Genomic DNA, 15,776 nt, shown 5'->3' with positions numbered 1-15,776 from the left:
ATCGACTATCCCTTTTTCGTTATGGCGTCTATTCCATCCCCAGCTTCTTCAATCGATACCGCAGAGCCCTGAAGCTGATCCCCAGCCGTTTGGCTGCGGCTGTCTTGTTCCAGCGGGTGGCTTCCAGTGCCTTTTCTATGGCCTGCTTTTCGATGGTTTCGAGGTAACCCTCGAGGTCTATTTCTCCGTCGGGCACATCGGCCTGTTCGGCATTACGGGTAATTTCGCGGGTCGCTGCGCCACCCAGGCCGGGCGGTGTGGGGGCGTTACCCAGATGAAGGTCGGACGCGCCAATCTGATCGTTGTCGCACAGGGTAAATGCCCGCTCCAGAATGTTCTCCAGCTCACGGACGTTACCGGGAAACTCGTAATCCTTCAGCCGCTCGATGGCATCGGGTGTGAGTGTGGCGGGCTCGCACTCATACTCGCGGGCAATGCGTTCCAGGATATGGTTGGCGAGCAGGGCAATATCATCGGGGCGTTCCCGCAGTGGTGGCACAGCCAGCTCAATGACGTTGATACGGTAGAACAGGTCCTGGCGGAAGGTCCCCTCCTGTACCAGATCCGGCAGGTTCTTGTGGGTAGCGCTGAGCACCCGGATGTCCACGGGCACTTCTTTGGTGTCTCCCACCGGCCGTACCGCCTTTTCCTGGATGGCCCTGAGCAGTTTGACTTGCATGGCAATGGGAAGGTCCGCCACCTCGTCCAGAAACAAGGTGCCGCCATCGGCTGTGCGAAACAGGCCATCCTTGTTGTCGACCGCGCCGGTAAAGCTGCCTTTCTTGTGACCGAAGAACTCGCTTTCCATCAGCTCGGAAGGAATGGCGCCACAGTTCACGGCGATGAAGGGGCCATCCCGGCGCGGGCCCTGCAGATGAATCATCCGGGCAACCAGTTCTTTACCGCTGCCGGATTCGCCGCTGATAAAGACCGGCGCCTGGCTTCTGGCCAGCTTTCGAACCTGATTGCGTAGCCGTTTGATTTCAGCAGACTTGCCCAGAAGAAGGCCGGGTTCGTCGGGTGCTATCTCCAGTTCCGGCTTGGGCTCGGAGAGTTTGAGGGCGCTGTTGACCAACTCCCGCAGACGTGGCAGTTCCACGGGCTTGGACACAAAATCGAAGGCGCCGGCTTTCAGGGATTCAATGGCTGTGTCCATGTTGCCATAGGCAGTGATCACGGCAACTGGCGTACAGGGCGTATGCTGCTGGATCCAGTGCACCAGGTCGATGCCATTGCCGTCCGGTAGGTTCATGTCGGTCAGGCACAGTTGGGGGCGGTGTTCTTCCAGCAGCTTTTTGGCGCTGCTAATGTCTGGCGCGGTCAGGGTGTTGATGCCCATGCGGGTCAGGGTGATCTCCAGAAGATCCCGGATGTCGGGTTCGTCGTCTACAATCAGCGCGGTGTGAGTGGTCATTGTCTGGTTTTGGTTCCCTATCGTTATGCTTTCGTCCACCGTCATTAAATCATTCGCCCCGGGTGGGCGAAGGTTATGCGAAAACAGCAGCCGGGTTTGTCGTCTTCCACCAGGGAAAGATGGGCCTGGTTAGCCTCGCACAGTTCCCGGGCCAGATAAAGCCCGAGGCCTGTGCCGCTTTTGTCGGTTGTGAAAAACGGTTCAAAAATCGACGACCTCTGATCCGGCGGTATGCCCGGGCCAATATCGTGTACATCCAGATAAGCCCTTTCGCCGTCTGCTGTGGGACCGGCGTGCAGTTCGATTGTGCGTTTGCCGGTTTGCTGTTCACTATAACGCAGTCCATTATCACAGAGGTTGACCAGAACCTGTTCAATCTGGCTTTTATCAAACCTGGCTTGCGGAATGTTCGTGTCCAGCTCGAGCTTTATCTCGGTAGAGGGCTGATTTTCATTGTCCTGTGTCTGTAGGTATTCATCTCTGAACTCCCTCAGCCATAACGCCACATCCAGCAGTTCGCTGCTGGCAACGCGGCGGCGAGACAGGTCCAGCACGTTCTCGATGATGCCGTTGACCCGTCTGGAATGGCGTCGGATGATGTCGAGCATCTGTTGATCGCTCTTATCTAGATGGTGTGATTCTTCCATCAATTGCGCCGCGTGACTGATGGCGCCCAGTGGGTTGCGGATTTCATGGGCAATACCGGCGGTTAACCGGCCCAGCGACGCCAGTTTCATTTGTTGCGCCTGCTGGGTGACTTTGCTCATGTCGTCGATGAACACGAGGATATGATCGCCCCGCTCCTGGTGCAGCTGGGTGAAATTGACCTGCAGCAGCGGCGAGGTCGGTGACGCCTGGAAAGGCTCTGTCCTGCGGGCAGGGTCCTTGAGCCAGTCTTCCAGGCCGAGACGAAGTTGCTGGGGTAGGTGGCGGCCCCGATTACTGTCGTCAGGCTTTTCTGCCTGGGCGCCAAACAACAGCTCCTCTGCTGCTGCATTTGCCATCCGAATCTGGCCGAAGCGGTCGAGCACCAGGATTCCGGTGCGCATGCGCTGGATGATCTGGCGGTTGATTTGCTCCAGCTCAGCAATGCTACGAGCCCTGGAAGTGGCCAGGGCTTCGCTGCGCACCATGCGTCTGGAGATATTCTGGAGAATGAACGCTGCGGCAAAGTAGAGAATGCCCAGGGACCCGGCTCGTACGATGTCGTCTCCGGATTCGTCCCACGCCAGCACTGCCCAGCTGGAAATGCCCAGCGAGCAGATGGCGGCAAGCGCGGCATAGAAGGTGCCCATACGACTGGGGGTCAGAATGTTGCCGGCTGCAACGGATACGATGACCAGATTCGCAAGGCCGTTGGTGATGCCGGTGCTGGTCAGCAGCAGCCCGTGCATGATGAGAATGTCCAGCAGAACCGATAATGTAATGTGTCGCTGGTTGGGCTGCATGCCCGCCAACAGGATCATGGCAATAAAGCCATTCAGCGCAAAGTAGGTGACAGCCCCGGCCTGGTAGTAATCCAGCATCCGGAAGCGGGTATCGAAATTCACCGGATCGATAAACAGCAAAGCCACCAGCATCAGGCTGATGACCACTCGATAATGATTGTAGATGCGGAACAGCTTGGCCCGCTGAGTGACTGGTGGACTGTCTGGCCAGGTTTGGTTTGGCCTGATTGCCGTTTTTACCATAATTGGTTGGGGTTCCCGGGAGAATTCCATTGTCTTGAAGGGTTATAATAGCCTTTTAACGGCAATAAGTTACAGGAGCTGCCTTTATGTCCGTCTCACAGCAACCGTCCTCTGCTGGCACGTCAACACGAAAACTGTGTGTGGTTATGGCGCAACTGGATTTCCTGGTGGGGGATATTCAGGGCAATACTCAGGCGGTGATTGAGGCGGCGCAGAAAGCGCACAATGAACATGGCGCCGACATTTTGGTGTTTCCGGAGTTATGCCTGACCGGGTATCCGCCGGAAGATCTGCTGTTGCGGCCAAGCCTGGAATTGCGGGTCAGCGAGGCGCTCGAAACTCTGCGTGGGGCGAATCTGAAACCCGCCATCGTTATTGGGGCCCCTGTCCGACAGGGTGGTCTGCTATACAATTCGGCGGTGGTTATTGAAGGTGGTGAGATTTCTGGACGCTATTTCAAGAAGTTCCCGCCGAATTACCAGGTGTTCGATGAAAAGCGTTACTTTGCCGAGGGGCGTGAGACGCTGGTAATGCCTATCCACGGTGTGCAGGTTGGCATAACGGTTTGTGAGGATCTCTGGAGTGACGGTCCGGTGGAGGACGCTGCCGCTGCAGGGGCGCAACTGATTCTGAACCTGAACGCCTCTCCCTACGATATCGACAAACAGGCCTCCCGCAAGGCGCTGTTGGAGCGCAAGTCCCGGGAAAACCGGGTGAGCATTGTGTACGTGAATCTGGTGGGTGGCCAGGACGAGCTGATCTTCGATGGCGGTTCCATGGTGTTCGATCATTCCGGACGGCTGGATGTGGAAGCACCGCAGTTCGTTGAAGGGTTGTTTCCGGTGGAATTCCTGTGTGAGCATCCTTGCCAGCCCGTATCCCAGCCTCTGCCCGACGAACCCTCGCTGGAGGCGAATGTCTATAACGCTCTGGTGCTTGGGGTGCGGGATTACGTCAACAAAAATGGCTTTAAATCTGTTGTTCTCGGGTTGTCCGGTGGCATTGATTCGGCGGTGACGCTGGCGGTAGCGGTAGACGCCTTGGGGCCCGAGCGCGTCAGAGCGGTGATGATGCCGTTCCGCTACACCTCGAGTATGAGTCTGGAAGACGCCGAAGCGGAAGCGGTTGCCCTGGGGGTACAGTACGACGTGTTCTCCATCGAGCCCATGTACGATGCTTTCATGGCGAGTCTGGAGAAGCCGTTTGAGGGCACGACACCGGACACGACCGAAGAGAATCTTCAGGCGAGGTTGCGGGGGGTGTTGCTGATGTCCCTGTCCAACAAATTCGGATCCCTGGTGCTGACCACCGGGAACAAGAGTGAGATGGCTGTTGGTTATTCCACCCTGTACGGCGATATGGCCGGTGGTTTTGATGTGCTGAAGGATGTGCCCAAGACCCTGGTGTTCCGACTTGCCAGGTATCGCAACACACTGTCGTCGGTCATTCCCGAGCGCGTCATCACACGTCCACCCTCGGCTGAACTGGCGCCGGACCAGAAGGATGAGGACAGCCTGCCGGGCTACGACGTGCTGGATCAGATCCTGAATCTGTACGTTGAACGGGATTTCAGCGCGGACGCGATTGTGGCGGAAGGGTTTGACCGTACTGATGTAGAGCGGGTCATTCGCCTGGTGGATATCAACGAATACAAGCGGCGCCAGGCGCCGATAGGTGTGCGTATCACCGAGCGCGGCTTCGGTAAGGACCGTCGCTATCCGATTACCAATGGATGGCGCATCGGGAAATAGGGGCGAGTGCCCCGTTTTCCCAAGGTGTTATTCGTCGCCCATCAGGCCGAAGGTGACCACGCTTGAAAGGGAGCGGTTCTCCCGCTTCAGCAGGTCGGGTGCAAATTCGCCATTGTCATCAAACGCATTGCTGTCAGGATAGTTTTTAGCCAGCAGGGCAATGGCATCGTCAGCGGCCTTATTAAGTTCCATAAAGCGGAACGTTTCCGCCAGGATCACCAGGGCTTCCTCCACGGACGGTGACGTAGAAAAGTTCTCGACCACGTAGCGGGCCCGGTTGTTGGCGGCGATATAGGCTTCCCGCTTGATGTAGTAGCGCGCGGCATGAATTTCCAGTTCGGCCATGCGGTTACGGATGGCAATCATGCGCTGTCGTGCGTCAGGAGCGTATTCGCTGTCGGGGTAGCGGTTGAGCAGGTTGGAAAAATCCCGGAAGGCCTGGCGTTGTTCGCCCGGATCGCGGGCCGCCACATCAATCGGGAAATAGCGTGCGGCGAGGCCGATATCCAGGTTGTAGGATGCCAGCCCTCTCATATACAGCGCATAATCCGTGTGTTCGCTTTGCGGGTTAAGCCGCATGAAACGGTCAGCGGCCGCCCGCGCACCTTCAAGATCCAGGTTCTGATAGCGGGCATAGATCAGGTCCATCTGGGCCTGCTCGGCATAGCGACCGAACGGGTAGTAGGTTTCCAGATAATCGAGATTCTCTTCGGCTTCGTTGAAATTGCCGGAGTTCATGGCTTCGCGGGCATTTTCATAATAGGTTTCTTCCGGCAGCACTTCTTCCTGTTTGTTGGAAGCACAGGCACTGATTAGTAGCGCTGTGGTGGTCAGTAGCAATAATAGAACAACTGATCTCATGCCGGAATCCCGTATAATGACTTAATGCGAATGATCGGCCATTGTAACGGGGAACCTGTGCCTTGTGCAGTGGCTGGCCAACTTGATTGAGAATTTCTGACTGAAACGTAACACAACACCATCGGCCCCGGGGGCTTAATGTCTGCTGAAAACCGTATTACCGCTGCTTTTTCCGTTCCGCCGGAGTTGAGTGACCGACGCCTGGATCAGGCTGCGGCAGAACTGATGCCGGAGCATTCCCGCTCGCGTTTGCAGGGTTGGATCAAAAGTGGTGCCCTGACCGTCAACGGTGAAAATCGTAAGCCGCGGGACAAGGTGATGCTTGATGACCGTCTGGAGCTGGATGCTGAACCGGAAGCACAGGTGAGCTGGCAAGCGGAATCGATTACGCTGGATGTGGTCTACGAAGATAAGCATCTGCTGGTGATCAACAAACCGGCCGGACTGGTGGTGCATCCTGCCGCAGGCCATGCCGATGGTACCCTGGTCAACGCGTTGCTCAATTATGCACCGGAAGTGGAGAACCTGCCCAGGGCAGGCATTGTCCACCGTCTCGACAAGGACACTTCCGGCATTATGGTGGTCGCGCGCAGCCTGATTGCCCATACATCCCTGGTGGATCAGTTGCAGACCCGAACCATGGGGCGTGAATACGAAGCCGTGGTGGTGGGAACGTTGACGGGAGGTGCCACGGTGGATGCCCCTATTGGTCGTCACCCCCGCGAGCGTAAGAAGATGGCTGTCGTGCCGACCGGCAAACCGGCAGTGACACACTATCGGTTGGTGGAGCGATTTGCAGCGCACACCCATGTTCGCTGCAAGCTCGAGAGCGGACGTACCCACCAGATTCGCGTCCACATGGCCCATGTGAAGCATCCGTTGCTCGGGGACCCTGTCTATGGTGGTCGGCTGCGTCTGCCCAAAGGCACCACGGAGGAATTGCGAGAGGTGCTGGCGGCGTTTCAGCGTCAGGCGCTCCATGCGCGCCAACTGACCCTGGAGCATCCGGAAACCGGAGAAATTCTCACCTGGGAAGTGCCTTTGCCGGAGGATATGGAGCACTTGTTGGCAGCGTTACGCCAGCATGTGAAGGATCTGGATAGCCATGAATTCTGATCGGTCTGTAATAGCGCCCGACTGGCCGGCCCCAGCGCGCGTGCGAGCGATTTCTTCCACCCGTGCGGGTGGGGTCAGTCCGGCACCATGGGATTCCATGAATCTTGGCAATCATGTTGGTGATGATCCGCAGCGTGTGCAGGAAAACCGGCAGCGTCTGGCTGCGATGGCAGGGGTTGAGCTGTGCAAGGTCGGCTGGCTGGAACAGGTCCATGGAACGGACGTGGTATCGCTACCGGTTGCAGGTGTTCCGAAAGCCGATGCCAGTCATACCGATCAGGCTGGTCATGGCTGCGTGATCATGACCGCTGACTGCCTGCCAGTGCTACTCTGCGACGTTTCTGGTACCCGGGTGGGAGCGGCCCACGCTGGGTGGCGCGGTCTCTGTGATGGCGTCCTGGAGGCGTTGGTGAGCGACATGGGGTGTAACCCGGCGGAGTTGATGGCCTGGCTGGGTCCGGCCATTGGCCCCCGTCAGTTCGAAGTGGGGGCCGAAGTGCGGGAGGCTTTCCTGCTAAATGATCCTGCCGCTGCCGACGCGTTCTCGGGGCAGGGCGCGCGGGAAGGTCACTATATGGCGGATATCTATCTGCTTGCCCGTCAGCGTCTGGCCGCGTCCGGTGTGAGCCAGGTCTACGGTGGCGACCGTTGCACCGTTTCCGAGCCTCACACGTTCTTTTCCTACCGACGCGATGGCCAGACAGGGCGTATGGCCAGCATGATCTGGTTATCGGACTGCGCCTGACGCCCGTCAATTTTCTGACAGATTCTGTCTCTCCCTGCTTGAAGTCCACCCGGTTGCCCCTACATTTAATGTCAAGGCAATCGGGATGTCAGCGATACCGCTGGAGCATCCGGTCATTGAATCGGGGAAAAACTCATTATGCGAATTGACAAACTCACCAGCCGACTGCAAACCGCGCTCGCCGATGCGCAGTCCCTTGCCGTGGGCAAGGATCATAACTTTATTGAACCGGTGCACTTGATGCAGGCGTTACTGGATCAGGATGCCGGCTCTATCAAGCCGTTATTGAAGCAGGCTGGAGTTGAACCCGGCCGTGTGCGTCAGGCCGTTGCCCGTGAGATTGAGAATCTCCCGGAAGTTAAGGGCTCTGCGGGTGATGTCTCCATGTCCAACGACATGGGGCGCCTGTTCAATATCGCGGACAAGCTGGCCCAGAAGCGCAAGGATCAGTTTATTTCCAGTGAGCTGATGTTACTTGCCGCCCTGGAAGATCGAGGCACTCTCGGGCGGGTTTTGCGGGAGCAGGGCGTGGACAAGGCCGCGCTGGAAAAAGCCATCGATGAGGTTCGTGGTGGTGAGCCCGTCAACGACGCGGCCGCGGAGGAAAGCCGCCAAGCGCTTTCCAAATACACCATTGATCTGACTGAACGGGCCGAGGCGGGCAAGTTGGACCCGGTGATCGGGCGTGATGACGAAATTCGACGCACAATCCAGGTGCTGCAGCGTCGTCGCAAGAACAATCCTGTGTTGATTGGCGAGCCCGGGGTGGGCAAAACCGCCATTGTTGAGGGATTGGCTCAGCGAATTGTGAACGGAGAAGTACCTGAAGGTCTGAAGAACAAAAAGGTGCTGTCCCTGGATATGGGATCGTTGATCGCGGGTGCCAAATTCCGCGGTGAGTTCGAGGAGCGCCTGAAGGCGGTGCTGAATGAGCTGGCGAAGCAGGAAGGCCAGATCATTCTGTTCATCGATGAAATCCATACCATGGTGGGTGCCGGTAAGGCCGAAGGTTCCATGGACGCCGGCAACATGCTCAAGCCGGCTCTGGCTCGGGGCGAGTTGCATTGTGTGGGCGCCACCACCCTGGACGAGTATCGTGAAAATATCGAGAAAGACGCGGCCCTTGAGCGCCGTTTCCAGAAAGTCTTGGTCAGCGAGCCTAACGAAGAAGACACCATCGCCATCCTGCGTGGTCTGAAGGAACGTTACGAGGTTCATCACGGGGTTGAAGTGACGGATGGGGCGATCATTGCCGCCGCCAAGCTTTCCCATCGCTACATTACCGACCGTCAGCTGCCGGACAAGGCCATTGATCTGGTCGACGAGGCCGCCAGTCAGATCCGAATGGAAATGGATTCAAAGCCGGAAGCGCTGGATCGCCTTGAGCGTCGCCTGATTCAGCTCAAGATCGAGCGTGAAGCGCTGAAAAAGGAAACCGATGCCGCTTCGAAAAAACGTTTGGAAGAGCTGTCTGACGTGATTTCTGGTGTTGAGCGCGAATACGCCGACCTGGAAGAAGTGTGGAACACTGAAAAGGCCGCGCTGCACGGCTCCCAGAAGATCAAGAGCCAGTTGGAGCAGGCCAGGATTGACCTGGAAAACGCTCGCCGCGCCGGTGATCTTGGCCGAATGTCCGAGCTTCAGTACGGCAACATACCGGAGCTGGAACGTCAGTTGGATATGGCCAGTCAGGCTGAAATGATGGAGATGAAGCTGCTCCGAAATCGGGTCACGGACGAGGAAATTGCCGAGGTTGTCTCCAAGTGGACCGGTATTCCGGTGTCCAAGATGCTGGAGGGGGAGCGTGACAAGCTGATGCGCATGGAGGAAGCGCTCCATGGTCGGGTCATTGGTCAGGATGAAGCGGTGGAAGCCGTATCCAATGCCGTCCGCCGTTCCCGCGCTGGTCTGGCTGATCCCCACCGACCGAACGGCTCGTTCCTGTTTCTTGGGCCAACCGGTGTTGGTAAGACCGAGTTGTGCAAGTCGCTGGCGTCGTTCCTCTTCGATACCGAAGAGGCTATGGTGCGAATCGACATGTCGGAATTCATGGAGAAGCACTCTGTGGCACGACTGATCGGTGCACCTCCCGGCTATGTGGGGTATGAGGAAGGTGGGTACCTGACCGAAGCGGTTCGCCGTCGTCCTTATTCAGTGCTGTTGCTGGATGAGGTTGAGAAGGCTCATCCGGATGTATTCAATATCCTGTTGCAGGTGCTGGAAGACGGTCGCCTGACGGACGGGCAGGGCCGGACGGTCGACTTCCGTAATACGGTGATCGTGATGACCTCCAACCTGGGATCGGACATCATTCAGCAGAAGGCCGGTGAGGAAAACTATGAATCCATGAAGAGTGCGGTGATGGAGGTCGTGGGTACTCACTTCCGGCCCGAGTTCATCAACCGTGTGGATGAAGTGGTGGTCTTCCATCCGCTGGCGGAAAGCCAGATCCAGGGTATTGCAAGAATCCAGATCGAGTCGCTGAGTAAGCGTCTGCGGGATCAGGACATGAAGCTGGAGCTGGACGATGCTGCTATGGAGTTGCTGGCAGAAGTCGGTTACGACCCGGTTTATGGCGCTCGGCCGCTGAAGCGTGCTATCCAGCGCATGATTGAAAACCCGCTGGCACAGCGCCTGTTGCAGGGCGAATTTGTTCCCGGGGATACCATTCGCGGGACCGTGCAGGAACACGCGCTGGTGTTTGATAAACTCTGAAACCAGAAGGGGTGATCACTTTGATCGCCCCTTCTGGCATATCTCTTAGCGCTCTGCCTGAGCGTCCTCTTCTGCGCCGCAGTTCTCGTCTGCAATCTCCTGGAACTTCTGGCGTTGCTCGTCAATCTCTTCCGGGGATAGGTAGCGTTGTTCGCCATCTTCCTCAACGCGAATCCGGCTGTTGCGGTCCAGAATTCTCAGATTGCTGCGGGCGGTTGCGCAGTTTGCTTCCCTCTGTTTGCGGCGGGCTTCCTCAACGGCTGATTCTTCGCGCTTTTCAGCCTCGTCTGCCTGCCGCGCTTCCAGGTCTTCCAGTTGTTCCTGAGGGCTTTGCCCTTGTTGGCCACCTGAGGATGTACCGCTTCGGACATTGACGCGTTCGGCTTGCTGGCCAGTCGGTTGGCGGTCGCCAAAGTGGGTGACGCCTTGCTCGTCAGTCCATTTGTAGACGGATGCAGCTGAGGCAGCAACAGGTGCGGCTACCAGAATGAAAGCCAGTGTCAGGATTCTTTTATTCATTACTCTACTCGTCTCGCGTTAGCCGGTTCGGGCCAACCTCTGGTTGCCCAATGTTTTTTAGTGCTTTTATCATGCCATCCGATGGCCGGATTTTCTCTATCGTGGTTCAAAAATCTGCATAAAGTATGGCAGACCTTTCGCCAGTATGGGCATAGAATCCGTACACTGCTATTGACAGGGAGTTTCCCGCTGTCAAAATTACCGATTGCCTGAAGACAGGGGTCAATACGGCAGGCAATCCCGAGCGAGTATCCCCCGTTAATCACCACACTGAACGCGCCGCGCACAGGTCGCGGGATGGTTGTTGCTTTTTTGCAACCCGTCGATTGGCCGTTCTCCGCAACCCTCAGGAGGGCGGCTGGCCAGGAGACAACCTCTTAAAGGTAGTGTGGAGGAGCAGCCGGTGCCGCTTTCACAAGAAGCAGGCAGGCCGGGTATCCAGGCAACCGGGAATGTTCCCGGCTCATTCACTCGTAGAAGAGGGTAGAAAATCGTGGAGTTATTGTCTGGCGCCGATATGCTGATCCGGTCCCTTCAAGATGAGGGTATCGAATACATATACGGCTATCCGGGTGGTGCAGCCCTTCATATTTATGATGCGCTGTTCAGGCAGGACAAAGTCAAGCATATTCTGGTTCGGCACGAACAGGCCGCGGTCCATATGGCCGACGGTTATGCTCGCGCAACCGGAAAACCAGGTACCGTACTGGTGACCTCGGGTCCTGGAGCCACCAACACTATCACCGGCATTGCCACTGCGTTCATGGATTCCATCCCCATGGTGGTTCTGTGCGGTCAGGTTGCATCCACCCTGATTGGTGAAGATGCATTCCAGGAAACCGATATGATCGGCGTTTCCCGTCCCGTGGTGAAACACAACCTGAGCGTGCGTCACCCCGAGGAAATTCCCGAGGTGATTCGCAAGGCTTACTACATTGCCTCGACCGGTCGCCCTGGTCCGGTGGTGGTCGATATTCCCAAGGATATGACTACACCGAACGAGCGCTATGAATACGTATTCCCCAAAAAGATCAAGCTACGTTCCTACAACCCTGCGATCCGTGGCCACGCCGGCCAGATCAAGAAGGCTGTGGATATGCTGCTGGCGGCCAAACGCCCGATCATTTACGCGGGTGGTGGCGTCATTCTTGGTAAAGCGTCGGGTCAGTTGACCGAGTTGGTAAGGATGCTGGGGTATCCCATCACCAATACCCTGATGGGTATCGGTTGCTATCCGGCCTCTGACAAGCAGCACCTTGGCTGGTTGGGTATGCACGGCACTTATGAGTCCAACATGGCCATGCATCACTCGGATCTCATCCTGTGTGTGGGTGCCAGGTTCGATGACCGCGTGACCAACGCTACGGAGAAATTCTGTCCGGGCGCACGCATTGTTCACATCGATATTGATCCGGCGTCCATTTCCAAGACAATCGATGCGGACGTCCCCATTGTGGGGCCGGTCGATGCGGTGCTCAAGGAGATGATCACCCTGGTCAAGGAAAGCAAGGAAAAGCCGGATGCGGATGCCATTGCTTCCTGGTGGAAGCAGATTGACGAGTGGCGCGCGTTCCATGGTATGCGATACGAAACCAGTCCCGATGTGATCAAGCCACAGGAAGTGATAGAAGCGTTGTGTCGGCTGACCAATGGCGAGGCGTTTGTCACCTCTGACGTGGGGCAGCACCAGATGTTTGCGGCCCAGTACTACAAGTTTGACAAGCCCAACCGCTGGATCAACTCCGGTGGTCTCGGCACCATGGGCTTCGGTCTGCCGGCCGCGATGGGTGTGAAACTGACGCACCCGGATGACGAAGTGCTTTGTATTACCGGTGAAGGTAGTATCCAGATGAACATCCAGGAGCTGTCCACCTGTAATCAGTACAACCTGCCGGTGAAAATCATCAACCTGAACAATCAGGCTCTGGGCATGGTCAAGCAATGGCAGGACATGAACTACGAGTCCCGCCACTCCCAGTCCTACATGGAGTCTCTGCCAGATTTCATCAAGCTGGCAGAAGCCTATGGCCACGTTGGGGTCCGAATCGACCGCAAAGAGGACCTGGAAACCAAGCTCAAAGAAGTGTTGGCCATGAAGGACAGGCTGGTGTTCGTGGATATCTACGTGGACCGGTTTGAACACGTGTATCCAATGCAGGTGGCCCGTGGCTCTATGAAAGACATGTGGCTCAGCAAGACGGAGAGGGTGTGATCATGCGTCGAATCATTTCTGTTTTGCTTGAGAACGAGCCGGGTGCATTGTCGCGGGTTGTGGGGTTGTTTTCCCAGCGCAACTACAACATTGAAACCCTGACGGTGGCCCCGACTGAGGATGAGACTCTGTCTCGTCTGACCGTCACTACCACCGGGTCGGACAAGGTCATTGAGCAGATCACCAAACAGTTGAACAAGCTGATCGAGGTGGTGAAGCTGGTGGATCTGACCGAGGGTTCTCATATTGAGCGTGAACTGATGTTGGTCAAGCTAAAGGCCGCCGGGTCCCAGCGCGCCGAGATCAAGCGCACCGTTGATATTTTCCGTGGTCAGATTGTCGATGTAACCAGCTCGGTTTACACGGTTCAGTTGGCGGGGGACAGCGATAAGCTGGACGGCTTCATTCAGGCGGTTGGCACGTCAGGTGTACTTGAAGTTGTCCGTACGGGTGTGTCCGGTATCGCTCGTGGCGAAAAGGTGTTGAGTCTCTGACCGACGGCCTATTCATTTTTAAATCATGGCCCCGGTAACGGGGTCGTTACAATATAGAGGTTATCCCATGCAGGTTTATTACGATAAGGATTGCGATCTTTCTCTCATCCAGGGCAAGAAAGTAGCCATCATCGGTTTTGGTTCACAGGGCCATGCCCACGCGTGCAACCTGAAAGAATCCGGCGTTGATGTCACCGTGGGTCTGCGCCCCGGTTCTTCCTCCATCGCCAAGGCCGAAGCCTACGGCCTGAAGACCAGCGATGTGCCTTCTGCTGTTGCCGCCGCTGACGTGGTAATGGTTCTGACCCCGGACGAGTTCCAGGCTCAGCTGTATGCGGCCGAAATCGAGCCGAACCTGAAGCAGGGTGCGACTCTGGCGTTCGCTCACGGTTTTGCGATCCACTACAACCAGATCGTTCCGCGCAAGGATCTGGATGTCATCATGGTTGCGCCGAAAGCACCGGGCCATACCGTTCGCACCGAATTCACCAAAGGCGGCGGTATTCCGGATCTGATCGCGATCTTCCAGGACGCATCCGGTAATGCCAAGAACCTGGCTCTGTCCTACGCCAGCGGCATCGGCGGCGGCCGTACCGGTATCATCGAAACCACTTTCAAGGACGAAACCGAAACCGATCTGTTCGGTGAGCAGGCGGTTCTGTGTGGTGGTGCTGTTGAGCTGGTCAAGGCAGGTTTCGAAACCCTGACCGAAGCCGGTTATGCTCCGGAAATGGCTTACTTCGAGTGTCTGCATGAACTCAAGCTGATTGTTGATCTGATGTACGAAGGTGGCATCGCCAACATGAACTACTCCATCTCCAACAACGCGGAGTATGGTGAGTACGTGACTGGGCCGGAAGTGATCAACGAACAATCCCGTGAAGCCATGCGCAACGCACTGAAGCGCATTCAGAGTGGCGAGTACGCGAAGATGTTCATCTCCGAGGGTGCCCTGAACTACCCGTCCATGACGGCGCGTCGTCGCCAGAATGCCGCTCACGACATTGAAACCGTCGGTGAGAAGCTGCGTGGCATGATGCCGTGGATCTCCGCGAACAAGATCGTGGACAAAGATAAGAACTAAGTCGGATTTGCGGCAAGTTCTGAAAACGCGGCCCGGGTGGCCGCGTTTTTCGTATATACTCCGCACAAATGCCCTTCGGAGTGAACGGAATGACTGAAGATAGAAAAATCCCGGAATCGAAAGAAACCGAAAAGGCTGATAAACCCTCCAGCGCATCCTCCGTGGGCGAGTTCGAGCCCGGTGAGGTTGTGGAGGAGGAGTTTGTGGAGGGAGCACCGGTGAGGCGCAAGGGGATATACCTTTTGCCGAATGCGCTGACCACTGCGTCCCTGTTTTCCGGTTTCTACGCGATTGTGTCCGCTGCCAACGGTATGTTCGACAACGCCGCGATTGCGGTGTTCGTCTCAATGATACTGGACGGCCTGGATGGTCGGGTGGCGAGAATGACCAACACCCAAAGCAAGTTTGGTGAGGAGTACGACAGCCTGGCGGACATGGTAGCTTTTGGTGTCGCTCCGGGAATGGTGGCCTTCTTCTGGTCGCTTAATGAGTTGGGGCAGGTCGGTTGGGCGATCACCTTTATCTACGTGGCCGGGGCAGCGTTGCGTTTGGCTCGATTCAATACCCAGATTGGCTCGGTGGACAAAAAGTTCTTTGTCGGGTTGGCTAGTCCGGCGGCTGCGGCGTGTGTCGCGGGCATGGTGTGGTGTTTCCACGATGTGGACCCTGCAACCTGGCTGACGTTCATGACAATTGTCGTAGTGGGTGGTAGCGGTGTGTTGATGGTCAGCAATATTCTGTATCGCAGTTTCAAGGACCTGGATCTGCGGGGCAGGGTACCTTTTGCGGCGATACTGCTGGTGGTGCTGATCTTTGTAGTGATCGCCCTGGATCCCGCTACGGTTCTTTTTACCGGGTTCCTTATTTATGGGTTGTCCGGCCCCTTCATGGCGCTGACGCGCAAAGCCCGCCGTAACTCCGCTTCCTGAGTACCCGCTTCCCGGCCCGTATCAGCGGGCCGGGAATGTTTGCTGCATTCCCCGGTCAATCTTGAAGGCTTTTTGTTCCCCGGCATATTTTCCTGTTGAAGCGGAGTGTTGTTGGTTTTATGATCAGTTTGTGTGCATTCTGAGCGGGCTGATAGGGGGAAACCGAAATATCTTTGAAATAGTTTCAAAAGCTCGTTGACTCCTCGCCTGAGCTCTGTAGAATGCGCATCTCTTTCGAGGGGTAA

12 protein-coding genes are annotated in these 15,776 nt (G+C 56.6%); 8 read left to right on the top strand and 4 right to left on the bottom strand.

Annotated elements, in window-relative coordinates; translation table 11 throughout:
• Nucleotides 1–28: 28 nt before the first annotated feature.
• Nucleotides 29–1,414: a sigma-54-dependent transcriptional regulator gene (locus MARLIPOL_RS17485; RefSeq protein WP_012139673.1), complete on the bottom strand. Its 1,386-nt coding sequence runs from the start codon at nt 1,412–1,414 to the stop codon at nt 29–31.
• 44 nt (nt 1,415–1,458) lie between these two features.
• Nucleotides 1,459–3,105, bottom strand: a complete 1,647-nt coding sequence (locus MARLIPOL_RS17480; protein WP_012139672.1) for a sensor histidine kinase — start codon at nt 3,103–3,105, stop codon at nt 1,459–1,461.
• Between the two features lie 86 nt (nt 3,106–3,191).
• On the opposite strand from MARLIPOL_RS17480, the gene MARLIPOL_RS17475 reads away from it, so the two are divergent.
• The gene (locus MARLIPOL_RS17475; RefSeq protein WP_012139671.1) at nt 3,192–4,856 is read left to right on the top strand and encodes an NAD+ synthase; all 1,665 of its coding nucleotides are present in this window, start codon (nt 3,192–3,194) and stop codon (nt 4,854–4,856) included.
• 27 nt (nt 4,857–4,883) lie between these two features.
• Here MARLIPOL_RS17475 and MARLIPOL_RS17470 read toward each other — a convergent pair whose 3' ends face one another.
• Nucleotides 4,884–5,717, bottom strand: coding sequence for an outer membrane protein assembly factor BamD (locus MARLIPOL_RS17470; protein WP_012139670.1), 834 nt, complete (start codon nt 5,715–5,717; stop codon nt 4,884–4,886).
• Between the two features lie 138 nt (nt 5,718–5,855).
• On the opposite strand from MARLIPOL_RS17470, the gene rluD reads away from it, so the two are divergent.
• The 3 genes from rluD to clpB all read left to right on the top strand — a co-directional run bounded on the left by rluD (nt 5,856) and on the right by clpB (nt 10,293).
• Entirely contained in the window at nt 5,856–6,833 is a 978-nt protein-coding gene (gene rluD / locus MARLIPOL_RS17465; protein WP_012139669.1) for a 23S rRNA pseudouridine(1911/1915/1917) synthase RluD, read from the top strand.
• Nucleotides 6,823–7,578, top strand: a complete 756-nt coding sequence (gene pgeF / locus MARLIPOL_RS17460; RefSeq protein ID WP_012139667.1) for a peptidoglycan editing factor PgeF — start codon at nt 6,823–6,825, stop codon at nt 7,576–7,578. Before rluD ends, pgeF begins: the two co-directional genes overlap by 11 nt.
• Before the next feature lie 138 nt (nt 7,579–7,716).
• Nucleotides 7,717–10,293 carry an ATP-dependent chaperone ClpB gene (gene clpB / locus MARLIPOL_RS17455; protein ID WP_012139666.1) on the top strand — a complete coding sequence of 859 codons (2,577 nt, stop codon included), beginning with the start codon at nt 7,717–7,719 and terminating at the stop codon, nt 10,291–10,293.
• Between the two features lie 45 nt (nt 10,294–10,338).
• Here the strand turns inward: clpB and MARLIPOL_RS17450 are convergent, their stop codons facing one another.
• The gene (locus MARLIPOL_RS17450; RefSeq protein ID WP_012139665.1) at nt 10,339–10,812 is read right to left on the bottom strand and encodes a DUF4124 domain-containing protein; all 474 of its coding nucleotides are present in this window, start codon (nt 10,810–10,812) and stop codon (nt 10,339–10,341) included.
• A gap of 493 nt (nt 10,813–11,305) precedes the next feature.
• Here MARLIPOL_RS17450 and MARLIPOL_RS17445 point away from each other — a divergent pair, with 493 nt between their 5' ends.
• The 4 genes from MARLIPOL_RS17445 (at nt 11,306) to pssA (ending at nt 15,531) form a co-directional block, all read left to right on the top strand.
• Nucleotides 11,306–13,024 (top strand): acetolactate synthase 3 large subunit, encoded by a 1,719-nt coding sequence (locus tag MARLIPOL_RS17445; RefSeq protein ID WP_012139664.1) that lies wholly within the window; start codon nt 11,306–11,308, stop codon nt 13,022–13,024.
• Between the two features lie 2 nt (nt 13,025–13,026).
• Nucleotides 13,027–13,518, top strand: a complete 492-nt coding sequence (ilvN, locus tag MARLIPOL_RS17440) for an acetolactate synthase small subunit (protein WP_012139663.1) — start codon at nt 13,027–13,029, stop codon at nt 13,516–13,518.
• A 67-nt stretch (nt 13,519–13,585) separates the two neighbouring features.
• Nucleotides 13,586–14,602, top strand: coding sequence for a ketol-acid reductoisomerase (gene ilvC / locus MARLIPOL_RS17435; RefSeq protein WP_012139662.1), 1,017 nt, complete (start codon nt 13,586–13,588; stop codon nt 14,600–14,602).
• An 89-nt stretch (nt 14,603–14,691) separates the two neighbouring features.
• Entirely contained in the window at nt 14,692–15,531 is an 840-nt protein-coding gene (gene pssA, locus MARLIPOL_RS17430; protein ID WP_012139661.1) for a CDP-diacylglycerol--serine O-phosphatidyltransferase, read from the top strand.
• Nucleotides 15,532–15,776 lie beyond the last annotated feature (245 nt).

Origin of the sequence: Marinobacter lipolyticus SM19 (genome assembly GCF_000397065.2) — a bacterium.
Taxonomy (GTDB): Bacteria; Pseudomonadota; Gammaproteobacteria; order Pseudomonadales; family Oleiphilaceae; genus Marinobacter; species Marinobacter lipolyticus.
Note: the sequence above shows the minus strand (reverse complement) of the source record. Positions and strands in the feature narration are given on the sequence as shown.

Excerpts from the sequence above, each read along its gene's own strand:
- MARLIPOL_RS17485 (WP_012139673.1), bottom strand. The coding sequence starts at position 1,414 with ATGACCACTCACACCGCGCTGATTGTAGACGACGAACCCGACATCCGG.
- pgeF (WP_012139667.1), top strand. The coding sequence starts at position 6,823 with ATGAATTCTGATCGGTCTGTAATAGCGCCCGACTGGCCGGCCCCAGCG.
- rluD (WP_012139669.1), top strand. The coding sequence starts at position 5,856 with ATGTCTGCTGAAAACCGTATTACCGCTGCTTTTTCCGTTCCGCCGGAG.
- MARLIPOL_RS17475 (WP_012139671.1), top strand. The coding sequence starts at position 3,192 with ATGTCCGTCTCACAGCAACCGTCCTCTGCTGGCACGTCAACACGAAAA.
- ilvN (WP_012139663.1), top strand. The coding sequence starts at position 13,027 with ATGCGTCGAATCATTTCTGTTTTGCTTGAGAACGAGCCGGGTGCATTG.
- MARLIPOL_RS17480 (WP_012139672.1), bottom strand. The coding sequence starts at position 3,105 with ATGGTAAAAACGGCAATCAGGCCAAACCAAACCTGGCCAGACAGTCCA.
- MARLIPOL_RS17470 (WP_012139670.1), bottom strand. The coding sequence starts at position 5,717 with ATGAGATCAGTTGTTCTATTATTGCTACTGACCACCACAGCGCTACTA.
- ilvC (WP_012139662.1), top strand. The coding sequence starts at position 13,586 with ATGCAGGTTTATTACGATAAGGATTGCGATCTTTCTCTCATCCAGGGC.
- MARLIPOL_RS17450 (WP_012139665.1), bottom strand. The coding sequence starts at position 10,812 with ATGAATAAAAGAATCCTGACACTGGCTTTCATTCTGGTAGCCGCACCT.
- pssA (WP_012139661.1), top strand. The coding sequence starts at position 14,692 with ATGACTGAAGATAGAAAAATCCCGGAATCGAAAGAAACCGAAAAGGCT.
- clpB (WP_012139666.1), top strand. The coding sequence starts at position 7,717 with ATGCGAATTGACAAACTCACCAGCCGACTGCAAACCGCGCTCGCCGAT.